Below are 11786 nucleotides of genomic sequence, written 5' to 3'. Positions count from 1 at the left end.
GGGCGCGGGATACCACTCACATCCCCGTGCGGCAACCATATTGCTGTATTTTCAGGGCCTTTCTTCACGCCAAGCTGATTCCACGGCGGGCCAAAACGCGCTAGCAAGCGGGCCATGTCGACTACCTCGATCCCCTCCGCCAGAGCGCGGGCAAAGACCCGCTTGGGTTACAACCGTTTCCGGGCCTGGCTGGTCGCCTGCGCGACCCGCCCCGAGGCTCGCCTCTGGCTGGTGATCCAGCTCGCCATCCTGCATGGCGTGCTCTGGACCTTCATCCTGATCAATCTGAAGGCGGCGCAGGACGTTCACATGGACGTCGCAGAAGCCTGGGGCTGGGGCCAGAAATTCCTCTGGGGCTATGGCAAGCACCCGCCGCTGTCGGGCTGGGTCGCCGGCCTCTGGTTCAGGATGTTCCCCGCGACCGACTGGGCGACCTATGCGCTGGCGATGACGACGGTCGGCATCGGCATGGTGATCTGCTGGCTGGTTGCCTTGCGCGTGGTGGATGCGCGCCGCGCGTTCCTGGTCGTGGTGATGGTCGCGCTCTATCCGATCTTCAATTTCAAGGGCTTCAAGTACAACCCCGACCTGCTCCAGCTCGTCACGCTGCCCCTGCTGGTGCTCGCTTATCTCAACGCCTTCGAGAAGCGGAGCTGGCAGTCCGGCATCTGGCTCGGCCTTGCCGGCGCGCTGGCGCTGATGACCAAATATTGGGTGCTGACCATGATCGGCGCCATCGGCCTTGCCGCGCTGATCCATCCGGAGCGCGTGAAGTTCCTGACGTCACCGGCGCCGTGGGTGGCGATCGCGACGATGGTCGTGGCGATGATCCCGCACATCGTCTGGCTCGCGGAGGCGCATTTCGTGCCGCTGACCTATGCCGGCGACACCTACAGCCTCGATGACGCGCGTCTCGTGCATCAGCTCGTGGCCGGCTATGCCCTGCACAATTTCGCGTTGCTGGCGCTGCCGGTGGCGCTGGCCGCGCTCGCCATGGCGTGGGTGCCGCCGTGGCTCAAGCTGCTCGTGCGTGCGCCGTCGCGCATCGTCACGCGCGCCTGGGCGCGCGGCGCCAATCCGGGCGTCAATGTTGCGCAGGCGCTGAATATCTGGATCGTCCAGGTCATCGTCGCGGTCGGCCCGCCGCTCGGCGCGCTGGCCTTCAACATCTACATGAAGACCGACTGGGGCATCTCGCTGTTCTTCCTGGTGCCCTTAGCGCTGGTCGCGATTCCGGCGCTGCGGGTGCAGAGCGCGGTGCTGTTCAACATCGCCACGATCTGGCTCGTGCTCAGCGTCGCGACGCTCGCGGCCTCGCCCTGGATCGCCGCGCGCGAGATGGCCGCCAATGCCGGCAACGCACAGATCTATGGCGCGCGCTCGGAGCTCGCGCGCGAATTGACCCAGGCCTGGCACACCCGCTTCGGCTCGCGCTGGGCCGTCGTTGCCGGCACGATGGAGCAAATCCAGCCGCTGGTGTTCTACAGCCCGGATCATCCCTCCGCATTGCTGCCGTTAGAGGCCTGGGATTCCGGCCTGACCTCGCGCGACGACGTGAAGAAGTACGGCTTCATCGGCGTGTTCGACCCGACCGACGGCCGCCTGCCGGCGTTCGAGAAATGGGTGTCGGAGACTGCGCCCAACGCCGAGCGCATCGTGATGACGACGCGCCGTTTCACCCACGGCAAGGCCGGCCCGTCGATGAGCTGGAATATCTACATCGCGCCGCCGGGGAAGTGATTGCGACGTTGTCGGTCTCGTAGGGTGGGCAAAGGCGCGACGCGCCGTGCCCACCATCTCTCGATAATCGCCAGAAAAGTCGTGGGCACGCTTCGCTTTGCCCACCCTACGGCGCCGAGCGCGTGGCTCAGACCCCTTCCTCGTTGAACTTGCTCTCAACGAGCTCGGTGATCGCCGCAAGCGCGGCTTCCGCATCATCACCCGTCGCGGCGACGGTGATCGTCGTGCCCGGCCCCGCGGCGAGCATCATCAGGCCCATGATCGAGGTGCCGCCGACGGTCTCGCCGCCGCGCGTCACCCACACCTGCGCGTTGAAGCGCTCGACCGCCTGGACGAATTTCGCCGAGGCGCGCGCGTGCAGGCCGCGCTTGTTGATGATCAGGAGCTCCTTGGAGATCGCGCCCGCGGGCACGCCTGTCGCCGCTTGTGGCGCGTCGTCGCTCATTTGCCGGCGAGCACGCGACTGGCGATGGTGACGTATTTGCGGCCAGCTTCCTGGGCCATCGCGATCGCGTCCGGCAGCGGACGCTCCTCGCGCACCTTGGCGAGCTTCACCAGCATGGGCAGGTTGATGCCTGCGAGCACTTCGACCTTGGGCCGGCTCATGCAGGATATTGCGAGGTTCGACGGCGTGCCGCCGAACATGTCGGTGAGGATCGCAACGCCATCGCCGGAATCGACGCGGTTAACCGCCTCGATGATATCGCTTCGGCAGAGATCGGAATCATCTTCGGCGCCGATCGTGATCGCTTCGATTTGCTTTTGTGGGCCCATGACATGTTCAAGCGCTGCCTTGAATTCGTCGGCAAGGCGCCCGTGGGTCACAAGTACTAGACCAATCATCGGAAAACTCCTCGCGGGCGCTTTTGGTGCACCGCACGAACGCGCCACTTTGACCATCCAGAGCCCCCGCGCAAGAGGGGATGTTGCGTATCTCCCTGAATCTAGACGGATGGATGAGGGGAGCTGCGCCGGTCTACTCGGTCGCGATAGTGGGGTTCATATGGTTACCATTTCCCTTCAAACAATCGCCTGAGGGCTTAGCAGAAGGTTAACTCTTGGTAGTGGTCAAGGCCGCGACAACCAAAGGGAGGGGCGAATAGTCGCGGCTGACGGGGATTCGCGGTATTTCCACACCGAAAATGCTTGTTTTCAGGGATTCGGCCGCAGGCAGCCGCTCCGCGTCCTGAGCATCCAGATCGACCACGAGGCCGACGGTCGCATGCTCCACGAAGTCGCAGCGGCGGATTCCGAGGCCTCGGATCTCGATCAGGCCGGCCAGTGGAGGAGCGGGGCGGACCTCAATTTCGTTGCCGACTGTCGCCAGATGGACACGGTCATCACCGACCAGAACGGCCCTTTCGAGCAGGCCTGACCGCCCCGCCATGATCAAATCGAAGGCAAGGCGCGACTTGCCGGAGCCCGAGGGACCGCGGATCAGCACCGCGATCTGTCCGACCTTGACCGCGGAGGCGTGCACGCTGGGGCCGCCGTCGCTCATAGCGCCGGCAGCCTCACCACGAAGCGCGCGCCGGCAATTGTCGGAATGCCCTCGTCGTCCGCCGGGCCTGCGCGATTCTCCGCCCAGATGCGTCCGCCATGCGCGTCGACGATCTGCTTGGAGATCGAGAGCCCGAGGCCGGAGTTCTGGCCAAAGCCCTGATGCGGACGATCGGTGTAGAAGCGCTCGAAGATGCGCTCCAGCGCGTCGTCGCGAATGCCGGGGCCGTCATCGTCGACCACGATCTCGATTTCTCCGCGGACGCGGCGGCAGGTGAGGCGCACCTTGCTGCCCGCTTCGGAGAAGGACTGCGCGTTGGAGAGCAGGTTGGAGACCACCTGTCCGAGTCGAGAATCGTGGCCGGTCACCGCGAAAGTGTCGGTCGGCCCGCGCCCCTCGAAACGGGCCTCGACCGCGACGTCGTGACCGAGCTTGGTTTCGTTGGCGACGGAGACCAGCGTGCCGAGCAGGCGCCTGAGGTCGACCGGAATCGCATCCTGCCGCTGCAATTCGGCATCGAGGCGGCTGGCGTCGGAGATGTCGGAGATCAGGCGGTCGAGCCGCTTGACGTCGTGCTCGATCACCTCGAGCAGGCGCGCGCGGCTGTTCTCGTTGCGCGCCAGCGGCAGCGTCTCGACCGCGGAGCGCAGCGAGGTCAGCGGGTTCTTCAATTCATGGGCAACGTCGGCGGCGAACATCTCGATCGCCTCGATGCGGCTGTAGAGCGCGTTGGTCATGTCGCGCAACGCGCCGGAGAGATGCCCGATCTCGTCGCGGCGGCGGGTGAAGTCGGGGATCTCGACGCGGGTCTTGATGCGGCGGCGGACGCGCTCGGCGCTGTCGGCGAGCCGGCGCACGGGACCGGCGATCGTGCTGGCAAGCAGCAGCGACAGCATGATCATGACCGCGGCCGCGACGCCGCCGACCTTCAGGATGGCGAGGCGCTCGGCGGTGACCATCTGGTCGATGTCGTCGCCCTGGGTGGACAGCATCAGCGCGCCGTGGATGGCGCGCGAGCGCAGTACCGGCACGGCCACCGAGACGATCACCTCGCCGCGCGCATTGACCCGCACCATCGAGCGCTTCTGGCCCTGCAGCGCATCACCGACTTCACCATAGCCATTGCCGTTCTCGGGCCCGAGTTCGCGATAGAGCGGCAGGTCGCCGCGGTTCAGCCAGGTGCGCACCGCGACCATGCCGCGCTCGACCACGCCGGGCTTCTCGGCCGACAGCGGCGGCAGCGGGAAGCGCAGCACGTTTTCGAGGTTGCGGCTGTCGAGCAGCAGGCTACCGTTCGGATCGTAGATGCGGGCGCGCGTCTTGGTCGGCGAGATCAGCGTGCGCAGCACCGGCGCCACGCGCTCCGGATTGATCGGGAAATCCAGCGGCGAATAGTCGTCCGAGCCGCCATAGGTCTCGCCCGGCTTGAGGTCGAGCAGCCGGTCGGGATCGATGGTGATGGCGTTGGTCTGCACGGTCGCGGAGGCCGCGATGGCGCCGGCGATGATCTCGGCCTGCACCAACAGGCTCTGCGCCCGCGCGTCGATCAGGCCGGCGCGGAATTGCGACAGATAGAGGATGCTGGCCACCAGCGCGACGAGGCCGGCGAGGTTGAGCGAGACGATGCGGCGGGTCAGGCTCGAGAAGGACAGCGCGAAGAAGAATTGCCCGGCGCGCTTGAGCCAGTTCAGCGGCCGCCAGCCCTGCGGCTTGTCTTCGACGACGCGCTCCGGAGCGCCGTCGGATGCGATATCCCCGGCGCTCTGGTTCGTGTCAGGCTGCGTTCGGTCCAGCAATGCTTATGCCCGCGTTAGGACAGCTCGTGGCAATGGTCCCCGCATCCTAGAGCCATCCCGGTCGCGATGGAATCAGAACCGGCGATGCTCTCAGTCCTTCGTGAAGGCGCCCGCCGCCCTCAGGCTTCCTTGAAACGGTAGCCGACGCCGTAAAGCGTCTCGATCATCTCGAACTCGTTGTCGACCACCTTGAACTTCTTGCGCAGCCGCTTGATGTGGCTGTCGATGGTGCGGTCGTCGACATAGACCTGATCGTCATAGGCGGCGTCCATCAGCGCGTTGCGGCTCTTCACCACGCCGGGCCGGGTCGCGAGCGCCTGCAGGATCAGGAATTCGGTGACGGTCAGCGTCACCGGCTCGTTCTTCCAGGTGCAGGTATGGCGTTCCGGGTCCATGCGCAGCAGGCCGCGGTCGAGCGCCTTGGCGTCGTTCTCCTTCGGCGCGACGGTCGGGTCCTTCGGTGCCGAGCGGCGCAGCACGGCCTTGACGCGCTCGACCAAAAGGCGCTGCGAGAACGGTTTGCGGATGAAGTCGTCGGCGCCCATCTTGAGGCCGAACAGCTCGTCGATCTCTTCGTCCTTGGAGGTCAGGAAGATCACCGGCAGGTCGGATTTCTGCCTGAGGCGACGCAGCGTCTCCATGCCGTCCATGCGCGGCATCTTGATGTCGAGGATGGCGAGATCGGGCTGGGTGGTGCGGAAACCGTCAAGCGCGGAAGCGCCGTCGGTGTAGGTCATGATGCGGTAGCCTTCGGCTTCCAGCGCGATCGAGACGGATGTGAGAATGTTGCGGTCGTCGTCGACCAAAGCGATTGTGGGCATGAGCCTCTGCTTTCTGCTTTCCGTTTGGGTCGTGGCTTGAAACGGCGAGCAATCCAGTGATGCGCCGCATACATGGGTCCCGAACTTGGCGTTCGAACTTTTGTCACCGAGCAATGCAAGCTGGGCTGAAGTGTGACCAAGTTCCACGAAACACGGCAGATTCGCCGCATCTCGACCCATAACCGGACCCCCGTTTAGCCGAAAAAAGACCTCCCTTGCAACCACCTGAGCCGAGAAAGCCCATGCAACCGACCCCCGATTTCGACCCCGGAAAGCTCGCCAAATCGCTGCTGAGGCGGTCCCGGCAGGGCGCTCTCGCAACGTTGATGGCGGGCTCCGGCGATCCCTATTGTTCCCTGGTCAATCTGGCGAGCCACCCGGATGGCTCGCCCATCCTGCTGATCTCGGGGCTGGCCGTGCACACCAGGAACATCCTCGCCGATCCCCGGGTCTCCCTGATGCTGGACGAGCGCGCGGCCGGCGACCCCCTGGAGGGGGCCCGGATCATGCTGTCCGGGCGGGCGGAACCGGCCGGTGACGAGAAGGAATTGCTCCAACGGCGGTATTTGGGTGCCCATCCGTCGGCGCAAGCCTTTGTCTCCTTTAAGGATTTCTCCTTCTTCCGGATCCGTCCCACCGGCACCCATCTGGTCGCCGGCTTCGGCCGGATCGTCGACCTCAAGCCCGAGCAATTCCTCACCGACCTCAGCGGCGCCGAGGACCTGCTGGCGGCCGAGGAGGGCGCCGTCGAGCACATGAATGCCGATCATCGCGACGCCATGAACCTCTATGCGACCAGGCTGCTCGGCGCGCCGGCCGGCGACTGGCGCTGCACCGGATGCGACCCCGAAGGTCTGGACATGCAGGACGGCCAGGCCGCGCTGCGGCTGGACTTCCCGGAACGCGTGACCGATGGCACGGCGCTGCGCAAGATGCTGGTCCGCCTCGCTGGCGAAGCACGCAAGATGATGGACCAGAGCGCAAGCCTTTGAACGCTGCCGCCCATCGCCGCGACCCAAGACCGTGATGGTTTTCGGGCTCGCAGCGAGAGGGATCATGGCGCGTCATCGTTTGGCATTGGCCGCGGGCCTGGCCCTCGCGATCACCACATTGCTTGTCACTCCCGCCCTGGCCCAGAAAGGCGATCTCGCCGCACAGGGCGCGCGTATCAACGCGCTCATCAGCGCCGGCAAGTATCCGGAAGCTCTGCCGCTCGCGCAGGCCATGGTCGCGCGCCTTGAGAGTGACAACGGCCGCGAGCTCTCCGCCGCGCTCAACAATCTCGGCCAGGTCTATGCCGGTCAGGGCCGCGACGATCTGGCCGAGCCGGTCTACAAGCGCGCCATCGCGCTGATGGAGAAGGCGCTCGGCCTCGACACCGCCCTGATCGCGCCCGAGCTGAGCAATCTCGCCGCGCTGTATCAGCGGCAGGGTCGCTTCACTGAAGCCGAACCGCTGTTCAAGCGTGCGCTCGCGGTCAGCGAAAAGAGCCTGTCGCGCGAGCATCCCGATGTCGGCCGGGCCCTCAACAATCTCGCCACGCTTTACGTCAAGCAGGAGCATTTTGCCGACGCCGAGCCGCTGTTCCAGCGTGCGCTCGCGATCTATCAGAAGGCCGCAGGTCCCGAGCATCCCGCGGTCGCCACCGTCCTGAACAACATCGGCCAGGTCGACCGTGACCTCAACCGCGATGCCGAGGCCGAGGCGCCGATCAAGCGCTCGCTCGCCATCCGCGAAAAAGTGCTGGGGCCGGATCATCCCGATGTCGCGCGCTCGTTGAACAATCTCGCCGGGCTCTACGAGCACCAGCAGCGCTATGCCGATGCCGAACCGCTGTATCGCCGGGCGCTGGCGATCCGCGAGCGTGCGCTTGGGCCGGAGCGTCCGGACACTCTGACCTCGACCGGCAATCTCGCTTATTCCTCTACATCTCCGGACGCACTGCCGATGCCCTGCCGCTCGCGGAAAAGACGCTTGCCAGCGGTCGCGCGCAGCTGCGTATCGTGTTGCCGATCCTGTTCTCCGCGCGGCAGCAGCATCTCCTGCCCGACGACAAGGCGCTGGACGAGGCGCTCGCCGCGATCCAGCGCGGCACGCAATCCTCGGCGGCGTCGGCCGTGAACAAGCTCGCGGTGCGGCTTGCCGCCGGCAGCGACCGGCTCGCCGAGCTCGTGCGCAGGGATCAGGATCTCGGAGCCGAGGCCGAGGCGCTCGACAAGGCGATCATCACGGCGGTGTCCAAGCAAGCCGGGCAGCGCGATGCCGCGGCCGAGCAGCGCAGCCGCGCGCGGATCGCGGCGATCGCGAGCGAGCGCGCAGGCCTGCAGAAGACGCTCGCCGTAGAGTTTCCCGACTATGCCTCGCTCTCCAACCCGCTGCCGCTCGCAGTGAAGGACATCCAGCCGCTGCTGTCGGCCGATGAAGCGATGACGATCTATTCCGTCGTCGACAAGCAGAGCTACGTCATCGCGATCACGCGCGAGGGCGTGGACTGGAAGCAGGTTCCGCTCGGTGCGGACGCGCTGACGCAGAAGGTGTCCGCGTTCCGCAAGGGGCTCGACGTCGGCAAGGCGCGCGATGCCTCCGGCAAATCGGGCCTGTTCGACCTCGCGCTCGCCCATGAACTCTATGCCGCGCTGCTCGGGCCGGTCGAGGCGCTGACGAAAGACAAGCGCAGCCTTCTGGTGGTGCCGTCGGCGGCGCTGACTGCATTGCCTTTTCATCTGCTCGTCACGGAGACGCCGCAAGCTGCGATCCCGGACAAGCTCGAGGGCTATCGCAACGCCGCTTGGCTGTTGCGGCGTCAGGCCGTCTCGGTGCTGCCGTCGGTGATCAGCCTGAAATCGCTGCGCGCCTTTGCGCGCCGGGACCAAGGCGTCAAGCCGATGACCGGCTTCGGCGATCCCGTGTTCAACCCTGCAGCCGAAGGGCCGGCCGACCGGCGCGCCGCGGGCGGCAAGGTTGCCGCGCGCAGCATCGCGACAATGGCCTATACCGATTTCTGGCGCGGTGCTGGCGTCGATCGCGCGCAGCTTGCGAAAGCGCTGCCGCAACTGCCTGACACCGCCGACGAGCTGAATGCGGTGGCGAAGGATGTTGGCGCCGGCGAGGTCGACATCCATCTCGGTCGCGACGCCAGCGAAACGACGCTCAAGCGTGCAGCGCTTGCTCAATACAGCATCATCTACTTCGCCACCCACGGTCTCGTTGCAGGCGACGTCAAGGGTCTGGGTGAGCCGTCACTTGCGCTCTCCATTCCCGACCAGCCTTCCGAGATCGACGACGGTCTGTTGACCGCGAGCGAAGTCGCGCAGCTCAAGCTCAATGCGGATTGGGTTGTGCTGTCGGCCTGCAACACCATTGCCGGCGACAAGCCCGGTGCGGAGGCACTGTCGGGATTGGCACGCTCGTTCTTCTACGCCGGCGCTCGTGCGTTGCTGGTCTCGCATTGGGCAGTCGATTCGGAAGCTGCCACCCGCTTGACCACGTCGACTTTCGCCCTGCTCAAAAACGAACCAAAAATCGGTCGTGCCGAAGCTTTGCGCCGCGCCATGTTGACGTACGTTGATGACGCCTCTTCACCGCGCAATGCTTATCCTGCGATGTGGGGACCCTTCGCTCTGATCGGCGAGGGTGAGGTAAGATAAAACGCCGCAAGGGATTGTGCGTCGCAATAACCCCAGGCAACGCCAAAACAAGCATTTGGTTGCGCGATCATTCGTGATTTTTTGATGCGCCTGCTCAGAGCAGACATGCGCGACGTTTGGCGCGGTCCTTGAATAAACCAAATCCTGCGGGATCAGCTTGGCAACGCCAGCGTTCATCAGTATTAGGTCGTCCAGCCGAGGCCGGATGGCCTGCTATTCACGGTGACCGCGATGGTGCCAATGCTTGGTCGCGCTAGGTGTCGCGGGTTCTAGGAGGATTTTTTCGTGCAAGAGACGGGCGTGCGCAACGGTGCCTTCGGCGCCGACAAATTCGGCTTAAAGAAGCTCAAGCAGGTTCACTGGAATCTGGGTGCGCCGCAACTCTATCAATACTCGCTCTCCGCGGGCGAGGCGGTGCTGTCCGCTGACGGCGCACTCTGCGCCGACACCGGCGAGTTCACCGGCCGCAGCCCCAAGGACAAGTTCACGGTGCGCGACGCCAGCACCGACAAGAAGATGTGGTGGGCCGGCAACCAGTCGATCACCGCTGAGCAGTTCGAGGCGCTGTACCAGGACTTCCTCAAGCACGCCGAAGGCAAGACGCTGTTCGCGCAGGACCTCTACGGTGGCGCCGATCCGGCCTACCGGATCAAGACGCGCGTCTTCACCGAGCTCGCCTGGCACTCGCTGTTCATCCGCACGCTTCTGATCCGCCCCGAGGCGGTCGAGCTGTCGAGCTTCACGCCGGAGCTCACCATCATCGACATGCCGAGCTTCCGCGCCGATCCGAAGCGCCACGGCTGCAAGTCCGAGAACGTCGTCGCGATCGACTTCGCCCGCAAGATCGTGCTGATCGGCGGCTCCTACTATGCCGGCGAGATGAAGAAGTCGGTCTTCACCACCCTGAACTATTACCTGCCCGAGCGCGGCGTGATGCCGATGCACTGCTCGGCCAATGTCGGCGCAGGCGGCGACACCGCGATCTTCTTCGGACTGTCAGGCACCGGCAAGACCACGCTGTCGGCCGATCCCAACCGCACGCTGATCGGCGACGACGAGCACGGCTGGGGCCCGAACGGCGTCTTCAATTTCGAAGGCGGCTGCTATGCCAAGTGCATCAAGCTGTCGCAGGAAGCCGAGCCGGAGATCTATGCGGCTTCGACCCGCTTCGGCGCGGTGCTCGAGAACTGCGTGCTCGACGAGGACACCCGTGTCGTCGATTTCGACGACGGCTCCAAGACCGAGAACACGCGTTCGGCCTATCCGCTCGACTTCATCCCGAACGCCTCGCGCACCGGTCGCGCGCCGCAGCCGAAGAACGTGGTGATGCTCGCCGCCGACGCCTTCGGCGTGCTGCCGCCGATCGCAAAGCTGTCGCCGGCGCAGGCGATGTATCACTTCCTGTCCGGCTACACCGCCAAGGTCGCCGGCACCGAGCGCGGCCTCGGCAACGAGCCGCAGCCGGAATTCTCGACCTGCTTCGGCTCGCCCTTCCTGCCGCTCGACCCCAGCGTCTACGGCAACATGCTGCGCGACCTCATCGCCCAGCACAATGTCGATTGCTGGCTGGTCAACACCGGGTGGACCGGCGGCAAGTACGGCGTCGGCTCGCGTATGCCGATCAAGGTGACGCGCGCGCTGCTCACTGCCGCGCTCGATGGTTCGCTCCGCAATGTCGAATTCCGCACCGACAAATATTTCGGCTTCGCGGTCCCGACCGCGCTGCCGGGCGTGCCGGCCGAGATCCTCAACCCGGTCAACACCTGGAAGGACAAGGACGAGTTCGACAAGACCGCCCGCGCGCTGGTCGGCATGTTCCAGAAGAACTTCGCCAAGTTCGAGGCCCAGGTCGACGCCGAGGTGCGTGCGGCGGCGCCGGACGTGAAGATGGCGGCGGAGTAAGGTCGCGGAGCTTGAAACACGAAAGGGCGGCCGTGAGGCCGCCCTTTTTGTTGTGTGCCGAGTATGAGCGACAGCTTGGAGGTGGAAGTCCTCTATCCAGCCTGATGGCGGCGAAGGATTAGCGAAGCGCAAGGGCGTCATCGTGAGGTGGGGTCTGAAGAAAGCGTGGAGCAAAGCCGCGGCCCGATGGACAAACACCGGATAACGAGGCCTACCCGGCCGGACGAGCGAGCAATTGATCGCGAAGTCCAAGGTCATCAAAGGTCGGGGTGGTAAATTCGGCGGGCGTGCGGTGAAGGCGGTCGGTCTTACCTCGGGAGGTCTGCGCTGTGTCTCGGCAACGAGACTGAGACCGTCGCAAGACGGCCTGACCGCAGCG

8 protein-coding genes and 1 pseudogene are annotated in these 11786 nt (G+C 65.3%); 4 read left to right on the top strand and 5 right to left on the bottom strand.

Annotated features, from left to right (window positions below):
* Positions 1-114 precede the first annotated feature (114 nt).
* Positions 115-1740, top strand: coding sequence for a glycosyltransferase family 39 protein (locus tag IQ16_RS40490; RefSeq protein ID WP_018646748.1), 1626 nt, complete (start codon positions 115-117; stop codon positions 1738-1740).
* 127 nt (positions 1741-1867) lie between these two features.
* Here IQ16_RS40490 and IQ16_RS40485 read toward each other — a convergent pair whose 3' ends face one another.
* From IQ16_RS40485 to IQ16_RS40465, 5 genes are all read right to left on the bottom strand, one after another.
* On the bottom strand, positions 1868-2185 hold the full coding sequence (locus tag IQ16_RS40485; protein ID WP_018646749.1) for an HPr family phosphocarrier protein: 318 nt from the start codon (positions 2183-2185) through the stop codon (positions 1868-1870).
* Complete coding sequence (locus IQ16_RS40480; protein ID WP_007597752.1) at positions 2182-2583, bottom strand: PTS sugar transporter subunit IIA; 402 nt, start codon at positions 2581-2583, stop codon at positions 2182-2184. The genes IQ16_RS40485 and IQ16_RS40480 overlap by 4 nt, the downstream gene beginning before the upstream one ends.
* 208 nt (positions 2584-2791) lie before the next feature.
* Positions 2792-3241: an HPr kinase/phosphorylase gene (locus tag IQ16_RS40475; RefSeq protein WP_026312574.1), complete on the bottom strand. Its 450-nt coding sequence runs from the start codon at positions 3239-3241 to the stop codon at positions 2792-2794.
* Positions 3238-5037 carry a sensor histidine kinase gene (locus tag IQ16_RS40470; RefSeq protein WP_018646750.1) on the bottom strand — a complete coding sequence of 600 codons (1800 nt, stop codon included), beginning with the start codon at positions 5035-5037 and terminating at the stop codon, positions 3238-3240. Before IQ16_RS40470 ends, IQ16_RS40475 begins: the two co-directional genes overlap by 4 nt.
* 119 nt (positions 5038-5156) lie before the next feature.
* Positions 5157-5858 (bottom strand): response regulator transcription factor, encoded by a 702-nt coding sequence (locus IQ16_RS40465; RefSeq protein ID WP_008542552.1) that lies wholly within the window; start codon positions 5856-5858, stop codon positions 5157-5159.
* Positions 5859-6100: 242 nt separating this feature from the next.
* On the opposite strand from IQ16_RS40465, the gene IQ16_RS40460 reads away from it, so the two are divergent.
* From IQ16_RS40460 to IQ16_RS40450, 3 genes and pseudogenes are all read left to right on the top strand, one after another.
* The gene (locus tag IQ16_RS40460; protein WP_018646751.1) at positions 6101-6850 is read left to right on the top strand and encodes a HugZ family pyridoxamine 5'-phosphate oxidase; all 750 of its coding nucleotides are present in this window, start codon (positions 6101-6103) and stop codon (positions 6848-6850) included.
* Positions 6851-6914: 64 nt separating this feature from the next.
* A pseudogene (locus tag IQ16_RS40455) lies at positions 6915-9505 on the top strand (CHAT domain-containing tetratricopeptide repeat protein).
* Positions 9506-9790: 285 nt separating this feature from the next.
* Positions 9791-11407, top strand: coding sequence for a phosphoenolpyruvate carboxykinase (locus tag IQ16_RS40450; protein WP_018646753.1), 1617 nt, complete (start codon positions 9791-9793; stop codon positions 11405-11407).
* Positions 11408-11786 lie beyond the last annotated feature (379 nt).

The sequence above is a fragment of the Bradyrhizobium huanghuaihaiense genome, assembly GCF_007830635.1.
In the GTDB taxonomy this organism is placed as follows: Bacteria; Pseudomonadota; Alphaproteobacteria; order Rhizobiales; family Xanthobacteraceae; genus Bradyrhizobium; species Bradyrhizobium huanghuaihaiense.
The sequence above is the reverse complement of the archived record's forward strand: the minus strand, read 5'-3'. Positions and strand labels throughout refer to the sequence as shown.